Source organism: Pseudomonas sp. 14A, from assembly GCF_018132745.1.
GTDB lineage: Bacteria > Pseudomonadota > Gammaproteobacteria > Pseudomonadales > Pseudomonadaceae > Aquipseudomonas > Aquipseudomonas mercuritolerans.
In genome coordinates this window covers 737165-752708 of sequence record NZ_JAGRQJ010000003.1, presented here as the reverse complement: position 1 = coordinate 752708, position 15544 = coordinate 737165, and the positions used below count along the sequence as shown (strand labels likewise).

The 15544-nt window shown below is 59.7% G+C and carries 17 protein-coding genes; 6 read left to right on the top strand and 11 right to left on the bottom strand.

Annotation, left to right across the window (positions count from 1 at the left end):
- Window positions 1-383 precede the first annotated feature (383 nt).
- Entirely contained in the window at window positions 384-1556 is a 1173-nt protein-coding gene (locus tag PS14A_RS06075) for a cyanate transporter (RefSeq protein WP_212615525.1), read from the top strand.
- A gap of 177 nt (window positions 1557-1733) precedes the next feature.
- Window positions 1734-2669: a LysR family transcriptional regulator gene (locus PS14A_RS06070; RefSeq protein WP_024012014.1), complete on the top strand. Its 936-nt coding sequence runs from the start codon at window positions 1734-1736 to the stop codon at window positions 2667-2669.
- Between the two features lie 3 nt (window positions 2670-2672).
- Here PS14A_RS06070 and PS14A_RS06065 read toward each other — a convergent pair whose 3' ends face one another.
- The 6 genes from PS14A_RS06065 to PS14A_RS06040 all read right to left on the bottom strand — a co-directional run bounded on the left by PS14A_RS06065 (window position 2673) and on the right by PS14A_RS06040 (window position 8369).
- Window positions 2673-3038 (bottom strand): 5-carboxymethyl-2-hydroxymuconate Delta-isomerase, encoded by a 366-nt coding sequence (locus tag PS14A_RS06065; protein ID WP_016771238.1) that lies wholly within the window; start codon window positions 3036-3038, stop codon window positions 2673-2675.
- Window positions 3039-3206: 168 nt separating this feature from the next.
- Window positions 3207-4136 carry a LysR substrate-binding domain-containing protein gene (locus PS14A_RS06060; protein ID WP_212615524.1) on the bottom strand — a complete coding sequence of 310 codons (930 nt, stop codon included), beginning with the start codon at window positions 4134-4136 and terminating at the stop codon, window positions 3207-3209.
- A gap of 77 nt (window positions 4137-4213) precedes the next feature.
- Window positions 4214-6310 (bottom strand): DUF6311 domain-containing protein, encoded by a 2097-nt coding sequence (locus PS14A_RS06055; protein WP_212615523.1) that lies wholly within the window; start codon window positions 6308-6310, stop codon window positions 4214-4216.
- Window positions 6307-6693: a GtrA family protein gene (locus tag PS14A_RS06050; protein WP_137215422.1), complete on the bottom strand. Its 387-nt coding sequence runs from the start codon at window positions 6691-6693 to the stop codon at window positions 6307-6309. Before PS14A_RS06050 ends, PS14A_RS06055 begins: the two co-directional genes overlap by 4 nt.
- A complete protein-coding gene (locus PS14A_RS06045; RefSeq protein WP_137215421.1) occupies window positions 6690-7400 on the bottom strand; it encodes a methyltransferase domain-containing protein in 711 nt (236 codons plus the stop codon). The genes PS14A_RS06050 and PS14A_RS06045 overlap by 4 nt, the downstream gene beginning before the upstream one ends.
- 3 nt (window positions 7401-7403) lie before the next feature.
- Window positions 7404-8369, bottom strand: a complete 966-nt coding sequence (locus PS14A_RS06040) for a glycosyltransferase family 2 protein (RefSeq protein ID WP_130909612.1) — start codon at window positions 8367-8369, stop codon at window positions 7404-7406.
- Window positions 8370-8644: 275 nt separating this feature from the next.
- Between PS14A_RS06040 and PS14A_RS06035 the strand changes: the two genes are divergently transcribed.
- The 3 genes from PS14A_RS06035 to PS14A_RS06025 all read left to right on the top strand — a co-directional run bounded on the left by PS14A_RS06035 (window position 8645) and on the right by PS14A_RS06025 (window position 9765).
- Window positions 8645-8836: a DUF1508 domain-containing protein gene (locus PS14A_RS06035; protein ID WP_137215420.1), complete on the top strand. Its 192-nt coding sequence runs from the start codon at window positions 8645-8647 to the stop codon at window positions 8834-8836.
- A 133-nt stretch (window positions 8837-8969) separates the two neighbouring features.
- Complete coding sequence (locus tag PS14A_RS06030; RefSeq protein ID WP_130909610.1) at window positions 8970-9194, top strand: hypothetical protein; 225 nt, start codon at window positions 8970-8972, stop codon at window positions 9192-9194.
- 28 nt (window positions 9195-9222) lie between these two features.
- A complete protein-coding gene (locus tag PS14A_RS06025; protein WP_241662829.1) occupies window positions 9223-9765 on the top strand; it encodes a DUF4142 domain-containing protein in 543 nt (180 codons plus the stop codon).
- 15 nt (window positions 9766-9780) lie between these two features.
- On the opposite strand, the gene PS14A_RS06020 is transcribed toward PS14A_RS06025, so the two are convergent.
- The 3 genes from PS14A_RS06020 to PS14A_RS06010 form a co-directional block, all read right to left on the bottom strand.
- Complete coding sequence (locus PS14A_RS06020) at window positions 9781-10758, bottom strand: SDR family oxidoreductase (protein WP_212615522.1); 978 nt, start codon at window positions 10756-10758, stop codon at window positions 9781-9783.
- Window positions 10759-10776: 18 nt separating this feature from the next.
- Complete coding sequence (locus PS14A_RS06015; RefSeq protein WP_071174678.1) at window positions 10777-11007, bottom strand: hypothetical protein; 231 nt, start codon at window positions 11005-11007, stop codon at window positions 10777-10779.
- 91 nt (window positions 11008-11098) lie between these two features.
- Window positions 11099-12676: a histidine kinase famiy protein gene (locus tag PS14A_RS06010; RefSeq protein WP_212615521.1), complete on the bottom strand. Its 1578-nt coding sequence runs from the start codon at window positions 12674-12676 to the stop codon at window positions 11099-11101.
- Window positions 12677-12848: 172 nt separating this feature from the next.
- Between PS14A_RS06010 and PS14A_RS06005 the strand changes: the two genes are divergently transcribed.
- The gene (locus tag PS14A_RS06005) at window positions 12849-13838 is read left to right on the top strand and encodes a ribonuclease Z (protein ID WP_212615520.1); all 990 of its coding nucleotides are present in this window, start codon (window positions 12849-12851) and stop codon (window positions 13836-13838) included.
- 49 nt (window positions 13839-13887) lie between these two features.
- Here PS14A_RS06005 and PS14A_RS06000 read toward each other — a convergent pair whose 3' ends face one another.
- Both PS14A_RS06000 and PS14A_RS05995 read right to left on the bottom strand, forming a co-directional pair.
- Window positions 13888-14397: a DUF892 family protein gene (locus PS14A_RS06000; protein ID WP_101158525.1), complete on the bottom strand. Its 510-nt coding sequence runs from the start codon at window positions 14395-14397 to the stop codon at window positions 13888-13890.
- A 77-nt stretch (window positions 14398-14474) separates the two neighbouring features.
- Window positions 14475-15359 (bottom strand): manganese catalase family protein, encoded by an 885-nt coding sequence (locus PS14A_RS05995; protein ID WP_073472943.1) that lies wholly within the window; start codon window positions 15357-15359, stop codon window positions 14475-14477.
- Window positions 15360-15544: the final 185 nt, after the last annotated feature.

The following is a 15544-nucleotide window of genomic DNA, read 5'->3' as shown; positions in this document are numbered from 1 at the left end:
AGAAGAGCCTCGTCGATTGTGAAAATTTCATTCACCGAGGCATGCCAAACTTTAGGCAGCCATGGATCAATTTTTCGTGAAAAAGATGCTAATGATTAGTTGCCTCGGAGTACGAACGTGAAAGTTTGCGAGCATTTGAGAATGGTTCAGGTTTTATTCAGTTTCAGGCACTTCGCAATTTCCTCTGTGGGAGCGAGCCTGCTCGCGAAAGCGCAGTGTCAGCAAAATGAATGTCTGTCTGGAGGAACGCATTTGCGAGCAGGCTCGCTCCCACATCGGGACAGGGTGTTATCGAGTTTTTAGGTCTGGCCCGGGGTTTTCTGATTTGCCGATGCGCGCGTCGCGACGCCTAATCCTCAGCCCCTGCATTTGAAGGCCCGCTGATGAATCACTCCCGCCCCGCCGCTTGGCTGATGCTCGCAATCATTCTTGTCGCACTTAATCTGCGCCCATCAATGGCAGCCATCGGGCCGCTGCTGTCGGCGATCCGTAGCGATACACCGTTGAGCTTCAGCCTCGCCTCACTGCTGACGATGCTGCCGGTGATGGCCATGGGACTGGCGATGTTTTTCGGCCTGGGCCTCAGCCGGCGCCTGGGCGAGCAGCGCACGGTCCTGCTGTCATTGCTGATCATCGGGCTGGCGACGTTGTCACGGCTGTTTATCGATTCGGCGGTCGAACTGATCGTCAGCGCGATCGTGGCTGGCATCGGCATCGCGCTGATTCAGGCATTGATGCCGGCGCTGATCAAGACGCGCTTTGCTGACAACGTGGCGTTGTACATGGGCATCTACGTGACTTCGATCATGGGCGGCGCTGCGATTGCCGCATCGTTCGCGCCGCTGGTGATGACGCGAACCGGCAGTTGGCGCATGGGGCTGGCCATTTGGGCGGGGCTGGCTTTAGTCGCCTTGCTGGTCTGGTGCTTGCAGCCCGCGCCAGCCATATCGACAGTGACCAAGCGGGAGTCTTTCATCACCCGCCGTCGCGCCTGGTTGCTGGCGATTTTCTTTGGCCTAGGCACTGCGTCCTACACCTGTGTCCTCGCCTGGCTCGCCCCGTATTACGTGGAAAAAGGCTGGAGTGAACAGAGCGCCGGGCTGCTGTTGGGTTTTCTTACAGCGATGGAGGTCATTTCCGGCCTGGCAGTGCCTGCGATCGCCAATCGCAGCCGTGATCGACGTGGGATAGTGGCGATTCTGCTGTTGCTGATCATCGGCGGTTTCTGCGGGCTGATACTCGTCCCGCAATATTTGGCCCTGCTGTGGCCTTGTCTGTTGGGCCTGGGGATTGGCGGTCTGTTTCCGATGAGCCTGATCGTAGCGCTTGATCACTGCGACGAGCCGCAGCGCGCCGGTGGCCTGACCGCGTTTGTGCAGGGGATCGGTTATCTGATCGCAGGCCTGTCGCCGCTGTTGGCAGGGATGATCCGCGATCGACTGGGCAGTTTCGAAGGCGCGTGGTGGGCGCTGACGGCGGTGATGGTGATCATGCTGTTGATGGTGATGCGCTTCGACCCTCGCCACTACGCACGCCACTTGCCTCGCCCGGGCTAGAGGCCTCTGGCCATCTTTTGCGCACGAGATTGGCAACGTCGTGTTACTAAAAGTTTCTGTCCCACATGTGTCCGTGAAATGTCCTACAAGGGTTTCTCCTGGCACCATCGTTCCGTTAGGATCGTACGCACACGTTTGCGCGAATTCTGCGCAAGGGGGCACAGCGAGACGGAACTCATGCTGAACAGTAATTTGCTTCGCAAGCTCGACATGCAGGACTTGATGGTATTTGTGGCCGTGTACGAGCAGAGCAGTGTCACCGATGTCTCGGAAACTTTGTTCGTCAGCCAGTCCACCGTCAGTTATTGCCTGAAGAAACTGCGCACCAGTTTCGAAGACGAACTGTTCATCAACACCCGCACCGGCATGCGCCCGACCTACAAGGCCTGCAGCATGTACGGCCATGTGCAGAAAATCCTCGAAAGCATCAACCTCTGCCACGCCGGTGCCCCGGCCTTCGACCCGAGCCGGCAGGCGGTGACTTTCAACATTTGCGCACCGGAATACTTCGAGCAACTGATTCTGCCGCGACTGTTGAAGCGCTTCGACTTCGACGATTTGCCGGTGATGGTCAACATGCACAAGTTTGAAACCGACGTTCCGGCCGAAGAGTTGCGCGACGGCAGCCTCGATCTGGTGATCAGTTTCGGCCCGCACTTTCACCGCCAGCATGCGGATCTGAAATCACGGATGCTGCTGGAAGATGACCTGGTCTGCGTCTTCGACAAACGCGCCACGCCACTGGAACCGCGTTTGAGCCTGCAAGCATTCACCGAACGTCGGCATGTGTTCCCGACGCCGTGGACCTCGAGCACCAACATGGTCGATGGCTGGCTGGCGCGGCAGGCGCAGAAACGCCAGATCGTCGCGCGCTCGAACAGCTACAGCGCCGCGTTGAAGATGATCACCGGCACCGATTTCATCCTCACCCTGCCCCGGCGTATCCAGCGTTTGCTGACCAACGACGCGGTGTTCAACCACTGCGAGGCGCCCAATGGCTTGCCGGGTTTCACCCTCGACATGCAGTGGAGCCAGAACGCCGATCAGGACAGCGCCAACGTCTGGCTGCGCGAACAGGTGATTCAAGTGTGCAGCGAGCTGGAAAACGCCTGAGCGTCAGACGCCGATCGCGGCTTTGCTGTAGGACTCGCGATCGATGTCGAGCAGTTCGACACACAGTTGCACTTCGAGCCCGGCCGGCCATTCGCAGAGTTCCTGCAACACTGCCAGCAGACTTTGCGAGAGCTGCTTCTTGATCTCCGCCGAGCGCCCGCTGAGCAAGGCCAGCTTCACATGGACGAAGGCACGCTCGCCTTGCGCCGTGCCGACCTTGAAGTTGTCGATCTTGATCGCGCGGCTCTTGATATCGAACTCTGCGCCGAACTGACCGGAACCGACCAGCGTGTTGTTGAGCCGGATCAGGGCGATGTCAGCGTTCAACTGCGTCAGGTTGGCGGTGTATTCCATGTGCAGGTGTGGCATTGCGGATCTCCAGTCGACGGATGCGGGGGGCGTACATATAACACAGTCGGCTCAACGCATTCCCTGTAGGAGCTGTAGAGTGAAACGAGGCTGCGAGCTTTTGATTTTGTGTTTTTCCCAATCAAGATCAAAAGATCGTCCGATCGCGGCCCGAGCCTTCGGCAGCTCCTACAAGGGATCGTAGTGCTCAGTTGGCCGTTCACTCATGAACGCTTCGAGCCGCGAGCGCAGCCAGCGTTCGGCCGGGTCACTGTCGACGTGGCTGAGCCAGACCATCGACAGGTCCAGCGTCGGCGTCTTGAACGGGAACGGTTCCTGGAACAACAACCCTGACGCCGCCATGGCCGCTGCGGTGTAATCCGGCAGGCTGGCGATCAGGTCGGTGCCGGCCAGCAACGCCGGCAATGCGCTGTACTGCGGCACCGACAACACCACCTGCCGCGTGCGACCGAGTTCCGCCAGCCACTCATCGGCGTAGCCACTGACATTGGCCGTGTGCGACACCAAGACATGCGGGCGAGCGCAATATTCGTCGAGGGTCAGCGGTGTAGCAGAGGCATCGGCGCGCAGGATGCTCGGCTGGATGTGCCGCAGCAGTTTGCGTTTGGCGTTTGCCGGCAGGCCGCGGGTCTGGCTGATGCCGACGGTGATATCGCCGGCAGCGAGCAGGTCGGGAATGCGCCAGTAATCGACATGCTGCACCACGAACACCACGCTCGGCGCCTCTTGGCGCAGCGCGCGCAACAGCGGCGGCAGCAGGCCGAATTCGACGTCGTCGGACAGACCGATGCGAAAGGTCATGGTGCTGGTGGCGGGATCGAAATCGCGGGTCAGGCTCAGCGCCGCCGAGAGTGAATCCAGTGCCGGTTTGAGATGGCGGTAAATGTCTTCGGCGCGGGCCGTCGGCTCCATCCGATGGCCGACGCGGATGAACAGCGGGTCGTTGAGCATCGTGCGCAAACGGTTGAGCGCCGAACTGATGGTCGGCTGGCCAAGAAACAGCTTCTCCGCCGCGCGAGTCACGTTGCGTTCGAGCATCAGGGTCTCGAAGACCACCATCAGGTTGATGTCGGCCTTGCGTAGTTCATTGCGGTTCATCCATTGCCCCCTGCTCCCCCGGAATAGCGGCAGTGTAGAAAAGTCCGGGACCCGGCGTCCATCAACGGTTACGCGGTTTACTGCACACTCACGGATTTCACGCCCAGGCCCATGATGCGTGCGTCATCGCTCATTCCGAGACTGCGCGGGCTGACGGCGTCGGGCAAATGCAGTTCAAGTCTCAGCGCGCCATCCTCCGGCAGGGTTTGCCTGACCTGTTCATTCAACGGGATTTCCAGAGAATTGCCCTGAAAGGCTGTCAGCCGAGTCGAAAGAACTTCAACGCCGTTGAGCCTGACGATGACTCGCTGAGCAAGAGTTGGCGGCATGACGAACGCCAGCGCCTGGATCGAAATCGATTTGGCCTGCGCTGGCACGCGCAGCGCCATTTCCGCGTCATGGCCCTCACTCCAGGTGCCCCACGCTTCCGGCGCTCCCCAGCCTTTGATCAGTTGTCGACTCTTGCGATCGAATGTGTAGACAACGCCAGGACGGCTCAGCGCGATGGATGCCAGCGCCCGCCCCTCATCGATCATCGGCAGACATTGCTGGCAACGATTCCAGCCTGGTGCAAGCACAACGAAGTCATCGACCCGGGTCAGCAGATCGCTATCGCTGTGAACGCTTTTGGCCGCCAGAGCCTGCGCTTCATCGTCCAGGATATATAGAGAATCGGCTTCGTACTCTCCGGTTTGCAGCCGATGCCGAGCCACGCGCTGCGCCTTGTCGAGCGCCGAAATGCTCATGCGCCCCATGTACACCGCGTCGGTTTTCAGTCCATGTGCTCCAGCGAAATCAGCGATCGCTTGCCAGCGTTCGGGCTGGTTTTGCGGCAGCAACCCGCGAACACTCCTGTAGTGCCCGGCCGCGCTGTTCCAGAAGGGGTCGCGCATCGGACTGACCCAGTCCGATGCGGGGGCTACCATCCTTGATGCGCGCAGCCCCGCCCAGCCGTTGTGCGTATCTGCCACCTGCACCACCAGCGCCAAGGCGAGTAACCCCATGGCAACTGGCGCGCGAAAGCCCCGCACAAGCAGGTACACGAGGAACAGTTCGATTGCATAAAACACCGGCCAGAACATGCGCCCCGAAGCGCGAAAAATACTGGCCAGCCGCTCGATGAATGTCGGCAACGGATAGTTGAAAGTCTGCGTCCCAACACCGATGTGATGGGACAACGCGAACAGGGTCAGGCCGATCATTGCGAACACCAGCCACCACCGCTCGCCCAGCGCAGCCCTCGGCGAAATCCCGCCGCGCAACCCTGCCACCGCCGCCAGCGGTAACAGCATCAGCACACCGAGGCCGAAATAATTGAAGCCTTCATAATCGCCGCCGCCCGTGCGGATGTCCGGCAATACCTGCGACCAGCCATCCGAATCGAATGGTGCCAGCAGATTCATCCGGTAAAAACCGAACCCCCCACTGCCAGCGCCGTCGGCAATGCTGAAGTATCCGGCCTGCCAGCAACACACGCTGACCAGTGCGAACAGACCGCCGAACTCGATCAGCCCCTGACGGCGAGTCAATCGGTCAAAAATGACTTTGCCGAGCAGATCGGCAAACCAGATCAACGCCACCATGACCAACAGATACGCATGCACCAGCGCTGTCGCCGCCAGCAGACAGCCCCAGGCCAGCCGCCGCCGTTGCAACGCAGGATGCAGCGCCAGGTAAAGTGCCGCCAGTAGCAGAAAGTGCCCGGCCAGAGACAGATGTCCTCCGGCACGAACAAACATCGGCGGGGAAAACAGCAACAGTCCCGTGGCCAGAAGCCGGATTACGACGTTATCCGTGATCAAGCCGAGCAGCTTCCAGCCGAACCACGCTTGCAGTACGAAACAGATGAGCAACCACAAGCCAAAATACTGGAACGTTTCTGGCAGCCAGGCGTTGAACGGTTTGAACAGCAGTGCCAGCAGCGGATTGGAGTCAGAAAAGATGATCGCACTGCCCAACTCCATGCCGTAGGACGGGTTGAGCCCGAGGGGAAAAGTCCACGGTGACTGGCGGAAAAAAACCCAGCCCAGATAATGCGTAGCCGGATCGCCCTCGCTGAGCCAGGCAATGTTCTGCGGATCGAGTGCGCGCGGACCGATCACCATGAAAAAAGCAAGCACGCCCAACAGCAACGGCAGAATCGTCAACGCTGAAGATCTGTTCCAGGGCTTCATCGATACGTCCAGAAATTATGCAAAACGAAAGTGAACGCCGGAATCGTCAGGGCCACTGCGCCGATGCCAAACAGATAATTCAACCCGGCCATCTGCGCAGCCCAGGCCACCAGCATCGCCAGCAGAAAACCACCCGCCGACACCGTCAGAAAGCGCAGCAACGTGCGCCCATGCAGACGCGCGGAGAAGCTCCAGGCGGTATTGATCAAATAAGAAACCACAGTCGCCACGGCAAAGGCGAAACCATTGGCCAGCGGCGGTTCGGGCGCGATGAAGCGGATGAACAGCACAGCCACCAGCGCATGCAACGCGGTGACGAACAGCCCGGTTACGGCAAAGCGCAGACCGCGCCGGACAAGCGCAGATTTGTCGCCGGCGATCACGGTTTCTGCGCCAGCACGAAAACGCTCAAACCGGCCAGCCGGTTTTTCCTCATCAACGGCAGCTCAAGGCGGCACAGGGTCTTGAGCACACTGTTTACCCACGGGTGATGACGCTTGAGTTGCGACTGCGGCTCTGCGGTTTGCGAACCTTGAGGCATCAGGCGCAACGCAGCGGCGATAGGAAACACCGCACCGAAATAGTAGGCGCCGCGCTGCACGGTCAAACCGGCATCGCCCGCCAGGGTTTCGAATTGCGCGAGGGTGTAGCGGCGCTTGTGCTCGAGGAAATCGTCGTGACCGCTCCAGAGAAACTGAAACGCCGGCACCGTCAGCAGAAAACGACTGCCCGAAGGCACTTTATCGACATAGCTTTTGAGCAGGCCGAGGTCGTCGTCGACATGCTCGAGCACATCCATCAGTAACACCAGATCGGCATCAATGCTGTCGATGTTACGTCGGTAATGCACCGGTTTGCCCGCGGTGGTGGCGCTTGAATCGGCGGGGTAACTGATGTCGACGCACCACGCCTCATGCGCGTCGGTGTGGGTGAGCAGATGATGCGAGAAAAACCCCGAGCCGGCACCGACATCGAGTATTCGTCGGATCGGCATGTCACCCAGCAATTGCCGGGTCGCCGCCGCTTTCGAGCAGTAATACCAATGCTCATCGATGCTGTCGCCGAGGATGTCGGTTTCCTTGAGATCCATCTGTCAGTCCTTGGGGTCGTAGACGCGACGCACCAGAAAAACCGGCCGGCGTTTGGATTCGATATAAGTGCGGCCGAGGTATTCGCCAAGTACGCCGATGCCGATCAATTGCAGACCGCCGAGAAACGTGACCGCGACCATTAAAGACGCATAACCGGGCAGATCGATACCGTGGATCAGCGTGCGCAAGACAATGAACATCGCGAAGGCAAACGACACCAGCGAAACCGTCGCTCCCAGGTAAGTCCAGACCCGCAGCGGTTCGGTGCTGAAACTGGTGATGCCCTCCAGAGCGAAATTCCACAGGCGCCAGCCATTGAACTTGCTCTGTCCGGCCACGCGCTCGGGGCGCTCGTAGTCGACATGCGTGGTGCGGAAACCTACCCAGGCGAACAGACCTTTCATGAAGCGGCGCGACTCGGGCAGGGTCAGCAAGGCATCGACCACGCAGCGGTCCATCAAGCGGAAGTCGCCGACATTTTCCGGTAACGGCTGTTCGGCGATGCGGTTGTGCAGGCGATAGAACCAGTGGGCCGAGGTCGATTTGGCCCAAGTGTCGCTGCGGCGGCTGACGCGATGCCCCAGCACCACTTCGTAACCTTCGCGCCAGCGCTCGATCATCTGCAAGATGACTTCCGGCGGGTCCTGCAGATCGGCGTCGATCGGCACTACGATCTGCCCGGTGGCCATTTGCAGACCGGCCGACAACGCCGCTTCCTTGCCGAAGTTGCGACTCAGATCAACGATGCGCAGACGCGAATCCTGCCGTTGCCGTTCAAGCAAGCGCTCAAGGGTCGTGTCGGTGCTGCCATCGTTGATGAAGACCAGTTCAAGATCGATCAGCGCCTGCGCCTGAAAGACATCGTCGATGCGCGAAAGAAAGCTGTCGAGGCTGTCGGCCTCATTGAAAACGGGGATCACCAGCGACAACGTCACTTGCCCGGCCTGTTGCGTTCCGTGCTCAGTCAAAGGAGTGCTCTTTTTATGGTTTGTCGGTCATCGAAAGTATTTCGAGGCCATGAGCCGTCCCGTATTAAGCAGTAGCAGGCACGCACGTGCAAGCATGACACGGCGTCATATCGGCCAATTCGCCGGGCAGTCGCGGCGCTCTGGCCAGCGTCTTTGAGAAACATCCGCGAACGATTGGAAACAAATCCCCGATAGCCAAAAAAACCCGCTGCGCTAGGCTTGCGTCGATGCGCCACACTGGTTGGCGCACCTTTCTATCGCAGGGAGCGAACCCCATGTATTTCGAAATCTACCGACAAACCCGAGGCACCCCAAGCACAGGCAAAGGCCAGTGGCGCTGGCGTCTGCGCGCGCGCAACCACGAGACAGTGGCCAGTGGCGAATCGTATGTGAACAAGGCTGATTGCCTGCACGTGATCAACCTGATCAAAGCCGTACAGGACGAGACGCCAATCAAGGAAATTTGAGCGACGTTCGGTTCATCTGCAAACCGGCATCGTTTGTCGCCCTTCAAGGCGTTTATTTGAATGCTTGCCAGCGGTGTTCATCAAAGGTGCATGTACTGCAATTTTTGCTGCCATGCACCCAAGGATTTCAGCCATGTCCCATGAGCACCGCTACCTCATCAGTTTCATCGTCGACAACCAGCCGCAAAGCCGCACGCTGATCCACGATGGCGACACCCTTGATCCGGGTCTCGCTGAAACGCTGGTCAAGACCGCTTTTCCCGAATTGAAGGCCGCTTCACTGAGCGACGTCCAGGTGCAGAAACGCATCAGGCCCGACGAAGGCGACAACGTCCCCGGCCACTATCAGCAGCCATGAGCCGATCCCGGGCCGCCACCATCCATTGATGCTGCGGAGATTACGCTCCATGAAATCACTCGCCGCGATATGCCTTGCGGTCCTGGCTTTGAGCGTCCAGCCAAGCCATGCAGACACCATCGACGCCTTCATCGAAGAGGCGGCACAGCAAAGCCTGTTCCAGCACAACAGTTCGCGCATCGCCTTGGAAAAGGCAAGCTTGCCCGAAGTCAAAGCGTTCGCCAGACAAATGATCGCCGACCATGAGCACTTCGATAAACAAATCAGGCAGCTGGGGCAAAGCCAACATATGGTGGTTCCCGCCGAACCCTCCGTGGCATCCAAAGCCAAGCAGCTACGCCTTGAATCAAGGGATGACGCCTTCGACCGCATCTACATCGACAGCCAGGCCGAAACCCTTGAGCAAAAGCTGATGCTGTTCAAGAAAGAAGCCATGTCATCGCACAATCCGCAGCTCAAGGCGTTCGCCCAATCCGCGTTGCCGAGCATCGAGAAACAGGCAAAAACTGCCCGCGACCTGCAGGAAAAACTCAAGCCCTCCGCTGGCGCACTGAAATCCGTCAACCCCTGACCAAGCGGGGAACAATCAAAGCTGTAATAGAGCTACGCCCAACAGCACGGCAATCACTGCCGATACCGCCAGCACTTGAGTCGAAGTCAAGGCCAGCGCCGCGTCCTTTGAGCGGCCGATAAAGCGGCCACGGGTCTGATGCCGATCCGGCTGCGCTTCGAACAGGTTGTCCGGGTGCTCGTTGTCCTCAGGCTCATTGGTCTGCTGACCGGACCATGCACTTCGCGCCATCAAACGGTCGAGAAGACCGGGCATGACCGATTGGCCAATAATCGCTTTGATCGTCGATCCACCGAGCCAAAGCTCACGAGGCGGGTGCCTGACCACACTGAAAATCGCTCGCGCCGCGACGTCGGGGTCATGGATCGGTGGCACCGGTTGCGCACGCTTGGGCAATTTGTTGCGCGCCCAGTCGAACTGCGGCGTGTTGATCGCCGGCAACTGCACCATGCACACGCGAATATGGCTGCGCTCATGCAGCAACTCACAGCGCAATGAATCAGTAAAACCGCGTACAGCGAACTTCGCCCCGCAATAGGCGGCCTGCAACGGAATCGCGCGATAGGCCAATGCCGAGCCGACCTGGATGATCAGGCCCTTGTTGCGCGGACGCATCAACGACAGCGCCGCCAAGGTGCCGTGAACCGTGCCGAGATAGGTCACCTGAGTGACGCGCTCGATCTCGGCGGCAGACAATTGATCTATCGGCGAAAGCACTGTGACCATCGCCGCGTTGATCCAGACCGCCAGCGGCCCGAGCATGGCTTCCAGTTGCTGCGCGGCCTCCTGCACGGCGAGCGCATCGGCGACATCGACGCTGACGGTTCCAACCTGTACGCCATACGCTTGCAGCTCCTCTTGCGTGGCAGCCAGTCCCGCCGGATCACGCGCCAACAGGCCGATGCGGTAGCCGCCAGCGGCAAACCGGTGGGCCACTGCGCGACCCACGCCAGCACTGGCGCCGGTTATCACTACCAACGGTTGCTCCTGCATGGATCGCCCTCCCGGCGGTCAATCAATCGGCCCGATATTGATCATCAGGTCATCGCCCAGCCCTTGCACCTTGGCCAGCACGTCCACCGGCGTTTCGCTGGAAAAATGCACAACATAGCCCATGCCGCTGCCATCTTCTTCGATTGCACTGACCCACGACTCCACCTCGTCAGCATCCAGCCCCAGCGCCTGGCCGAACTGGCGGTTGCGGTGATCGGAATCGGTTTCGTCCATCGGATAATCGCTCATTGCCAACATCTCCTCGGGGACTGGTTCCCTCAATGAATGCTCAACGTGGTCTTAAGGATGGACGCCGGCCCCGCGCCGACAGTTCGTTTTTTTAATCGAGCATCGAGCGCAGCTTGCGCAACAGATCCACCGGCGCGTAGGGCTTGGCAATCAATTCGAACTCATTGTCAGCCAGCTCATTGGGCGCCGACTCGTCCGCGCAGTAGCCGGTCGTCAGCAGGATCTGCATGGCCGGATAGCGCTGGCTGATTTCCCGCGCCAGTGCCAGCCCGTTCATCTCTCCGGGCATGACCAGATCAGTGAATACCAGCTCATAGTCGCTACTCCGCAGCGCGGCCAGTGCCTCGCTCGCGTCTGCAGCGATGGTGATCCGGTAACCCTGTTCGGACAGTACGAAGCGCGCCAGTTCAGCGACTTCGGCGCGATCCTCGACGATGAGGACGCGCTCCGTGCCCTTGAGATTTTCTGCGGTTTCAGGGGAGCCAGGTGCCGATAGCTGACTGTCATCCGCCGGGAAGAACAGGCGCACCGTGGTGCCGAGCCCCGGCGCCGATTCGATTTTGACCACGCCGCCGGATTGCTTGACGAAACCGTAGACCATCGACAAACCGAGGCCGGCACCGTTGCCCTCCTCCTTGGTGGTGAAAAACGGTTCCATCACTTTGTCGAGATCGTCAGCGACAATGCCCACGCCGTTATCGGCAATCGCGATGCAGACGTAACGCCCCGCCGCCAGTCCGCCCTGGTGCGGGTCCGTCGCGTCCGGGACAACGACGTTGCGGGTCTGCACGGTGATCTCTGGCTGCGGTTGCCCCAGCAGGGCGTCACGGGCATTGGACAGTAGATGATTCAATGCCATCTCGGCCTGCGCCGGGTCGAGCCGGCAGTTCCACAAGTCCTCGGCCAGTTCGAATCGCGGTTCCAGATCGGCGGATTCATGCGACGGCAGCGCAGAGCGCTCAAGCATGGCATTGAGATTGATCACCCGGCCTTCGAGCCGTTGCCGCCGGGAAAACGCGAGCAGATGCTGGGTCAGCAAACGTGCTTTTTCCGCCGCCGCACGAGCGTGGCCGGCGCCTACCACAATGCGTTGCGGATCGATGCTCGGCCGCTTGGCGGTGTGCTGGATCAGCTCGATGTAGCCGATCATCACTTGCAACAGATTGTTGAAATCGTGGGCAATGCCACCGGTCAACTGGCCCAGCGCTTCCATGTTCTCGCTGTAGCGCAGACCGTCCTCGGCGTCGCGTCGGCGGCTGACGTCCATTTGCGAGGCGAAGAAATACACCAATTGTCCGCGCTCGTTGAAAAGCGGCGCGATGAACAGCTCGTTCCAGAACGATGAGCCGTCCTTGCGGTAGTTGAGCACCTCCACGCAGGTTTCGTGTTGATGTTTGAGCGCTTGCTTGACCTGTTGCAACACGGTGCGATCAGTCTGCTCGCCTTGCAGAAACCTGCAGTTGCGCCCGAGCACTTCTTCCAGCTCGTAGCCGCTGAGTTCAAGAAACGCATTGTTGGCAAAAATGATGGGATCGTCGGGCTGCGCAGGATCGGTGACAATCATGGCCATGCGGCTGACCTGCACCGCCGCAAAAAACACATCTTTGCGTTCTTGCGAAAGGGTCGCCGCATCGGCGCGGTCGACGATCGGCCTGGATTTTCTGGGCAATTTGACCTCCGCTGAGTTACTGCCGTTTCGCTGTGACCATCATCTGCGAGCGTAGTGCCAAGGCCGGACGCCGATAGCGCGGGCGTCCGATGAATTGCCGCAGAACATCGACGGATCCGAATCGTGTCGCTGATTGTCGAAAGCTCACCGAGGTCCGCCAGGGAGAACCACCGTGGATTTGTTGTTTCTGGGCACGTCTGCCGGCGTGCCGACCCGCCAGCGCAATGTCAGCGCAACGGCATTGATCGCTTCTGCCGGCAAAGGCTGGTACCTGATCGATTGCGGCGAAGGCACTCAGCATCAGGTGCTGCGCACGCCGCTGTCACTGAGTGAATTGCGGGCGATTTTCATCACTCATGTGCACGCCGATCACTGCCTGGGCTTGCCGGGTCTGCTGGCGAGCACCGGCATGTCCGGACGCACGCGGCCGCTGGACATTATTCTGCCGGCGGCGCTGCAGCCGTGGCTGAGAATGAGCCTGGAGGTGACGCAATCGCATCTGCCCTTCGAGATCAACCTGCACGCTGTGGAAACGCTTACCGAATGGCGCAACTTCAACGTTCAGGTGCAGACCGTCGAGTTGTCCCACCGTGTGCCGTGTCATGGTTATGTGTTTACCGAGTCCGACCCGGAGCCGCGTCTCGACGTGCAGCGACTCGACGCCGAGGGCATCGAACGCGGCCCGCTCTGGGGTCAGTTGGCCCATGGTCAGGATGTGGAGGTTGACGGGCGAATGCTGCACGCTCGCGACTATCTGCTGAGCGCGCGACCTGATCGGCGCATCATCGTCTGCGGCGACAACGATCGGCCGGCACTGCTGGCCGAAGTGGCGCAATCGGCGGATGTGCTGGTGCATGAAGCGACATTCGTGCAGGCAGCAATCGACCGCGCTCGTGCCAGTTACGGCCACAGTAGCGCCGCCGCTGTCGCCGGATTTGCCGAGGCCGCCGGTGTGCGCAATCTGGTGCTGACGCACTTCAGCGCGCGCTATCAGGCCAACCCGGCGGTGAGTCCGTCGATCGAAGATGTGCGCAGTGAAGCGGCGGCGCTGTATAACGGCCAACTGATTCTGGCGCGGGATCTTCAACGCTATCACCTCGACCGCTTTGGGCATTTGCTGCCCGTGGCAATCGAGCGCAAAGCGATGGAAATCGCGCCGTAGCTTTGATACCGCGTCCGCCCGCTCGGCAGGCGGACGCTGGTGGGCAGGGTTACTTCTTGGCTTCCTTGTCCGGATCCGCCGAGCGTTCCAGAAACGCTTCGGTCAGTTGCGGCAAATGCTTGAGCAGCCATTCAGCCATGGCCACCTCCTGCGGCAGAATCTGTTCGCAGGCCTTCTGTGTTTGCGTGTCCCCCGCCGCCTTCGCCGCTGCAATAAGGACGGTGTAGCTGGCGACTTCCATGTTTTCGAAAACGTAGCCGGCCATGGCGCCCTTGATCACTTCATCGCTCATCAAGGAGCCGCCAACCGCCTGACCGAACGCCATCAATTTGCCACCCAGGTCCTTGATCGTCGACGAATCGCCGCCCAGACGTTGCAGGCATTCGTCGATGAGTTTCTGCTGGCCAAGGGTTTCTTCGATGTGCTGATCGATGCGTGCCTTGAGCTGCGGGTAGTGTTCCAGACGTTTGGATTGTGCCTTGAGCATTTGCTCGGCCTGTTGCTCCATGGCATGGGCATCACGCAGCCAGTCGAGCAGGTTTTCCTGTGGAGTAGCCATTGTCGAGTTCTCTTCTTGATGATTTCACAGTGATCAACCGGGGCGCGCCGGCTGATGCCAGGCGCGCCCCACGTGCCTTACAAACCAGGCTTGGCCTGCGCGCCGGAGCCTAGGTCCGCACCGGTGACCGGCTCGCTGTTGGGGTCGGACATGGTGCGCATTTTCATGTTTTCCAGCAGCGCTTCGTCGGCGCTGTCCAGTTGCACGGTGGCCAGGCCATCACCGCCGTCGACCGCCGGCGTCGGACTTTCGACGAACTCCCAATCGTCGCCCTGATTCCATGGACCGCGCATGCTTTCGGTGCCTTGCGACATGTTGAAGTAGACGTTGGTGAACTCAGGCATGCCGGGCAGCTTGCCTTGCGGGAAGTTTGGCTGAATCGAATGCAGGGCTTTTTCGAATGACAACTGGTGGGCGATCTCACGGGTCATCAGAAAGCCCAGCGCCTCTTTCACGCCGGGGTCATCGGTGACGTTCATCAAGCGCTCATAGACGATCTTCGCCCGTGCTTCAGCAGCAATATTGGAGCGCATGTCGGCGGTCGGCTCACCGATGGTATCGACGTACGCCGCCGTCCAGGGCACACCGGCAGAGTTGGTCAGCGGCGAACCGGCACCGTAGAGCAGGCTGGTGATGTGCGAGTCATTGCCGTTGCCATTGAGCGAGCGATACAACTCGCCCTCCTGCTCGACACCTTCGGCCATCCGGCCTTTCGCGCCCTTATTGAGCATGACGATGATCGAGCCAATGATTTCCAGGTGGCTGAGTTCTTCAGTGGCGATATCCATCAGCAGGTCTTTGCGTCCCGGATCGTCCTCGGCCAGGGCTTGCGTGAAATAGCGCGAAGCCGCCGCCAGTTCACCTTGTGCGCCGCCAAATTGCTCGAGCAACAGATTGGCCAGCCCCGGATTGGGCTCGGCAACACGAACGGTGTATTGAAGTCGCTTGTTATGTAGAAACATGACAAATCTCCTCAGTCGGGTAAGCGTGGCAAGTTCTGGGTAAAAGTTTGCCTACCCTTTTGTGAAGCATTGTCTGTGCGAAAATTTCAAAAAAATCGTGGGGACAGGACAAATGGTTTGAACCGCGCGAGCAAGCGAAGCGGGGGTGTACCGCTGGGGATATTCGCACTGGAACGACTGGAACT

What these genes read in the sequence shown, in the direction of transcription:
- PS14A_RS06035 (WP_137215420.1), top strand. Translation starts at nt 8,645, where the DNA reads ATGTATTTCGAAATCTACCGACAAACCCGAGGCACCCCAAGCACAGGC.
- PS14A_RS06070 (WP_024012014.1), top strand. Translation starts at nt 1,734, where the DNA reads ATGCTGAACAGTAATTTGCTTCGCAAGCTCGACATGCAGGACTTGATG.
- PS14A_RS05995 (WP_073472943.1), bottom strand. Translation starts at nt 15,359, where the DNA reads ATGTTTCTACATAACAAGCGACTTCAATACACCGTTCGTGTTGCCGAG.
- PS14A_RS06000 (WP_101158525.1), bottom strand. Translation starts at nt 14,397, where the DNA reads ATGGCTACTCCACAGGAAAACCTGCTCGACTGGCTGCGTGATGCCCAT.
- PS14A_RS06060 (WP_212615524.1), bottom strand. Translation starts at nt 4,136, where the DNA reads ATGAACCGCAATGAACTACGCAAGGCCGACATCAACCTGATGGTGGTC.
- PS14A_RS06030 (WP_130909610.1), top strand. Translation starts at nt 8,970, where the DNA reads ATGTCCCATGAGCACCGCTACCTCATCAGTTTCATCGTCGACAACCAG.
- PS14A_RS06055 (WP_212615523.1), bottom strand. Translation starts at nt 6,310, where the DNA reads ATGAAGCCCTGGAACAGATCTTCAGCGTTGACGATTCTGCCGTTGCTG.
- PS14A_RS06075 (WP_212615525.1), top strand. Translation starts at nt 384, where the DNA reads ATGAATCACTCCCGCCCCGCCGCTTGGCTGATGCTCGCAATCATTCTT.
- PS14A_RS06015 (WP_071174678.1), bottom strand. Translation starts at nt 11,007, where the DNA reads ATGAGCGATTATCCGATGGACGAAACCGATTCCGATCACCGCAACCGC.
- PS14A_RS06065 (WP_016771238.1), bottom strand. Translation starts at nt 3,038, where the DNA reads ATGCCACACCTGCACATGGAATACACCGCCAACCTGACGCAGTTGAAC.
- PS14A_RS06045 (WP_137215421.1), bottom strand. Translation starts at nt 7,400, where the DNA reads ATGGATCTCAAGGAAACCGACATCCTCGGCGACAGCATCGATGAGCAT.
- PS14A_RS06020 (WP_212615522.1), bottom strand. Translation starts at nt 10,758, where the DNA reads ATGCAGGAGCAACCGTTGGTAGTGATAACCGGCGCCAGTGCTGGCGTG.
- PS14A_RS06025 (WP_241662829.1), top strand. Translation starts at nt 9,223, where the DNA reads ATGCTGCGGAGATTACGCTCCATGAAATCACTCGCCGCGATATGCCTT.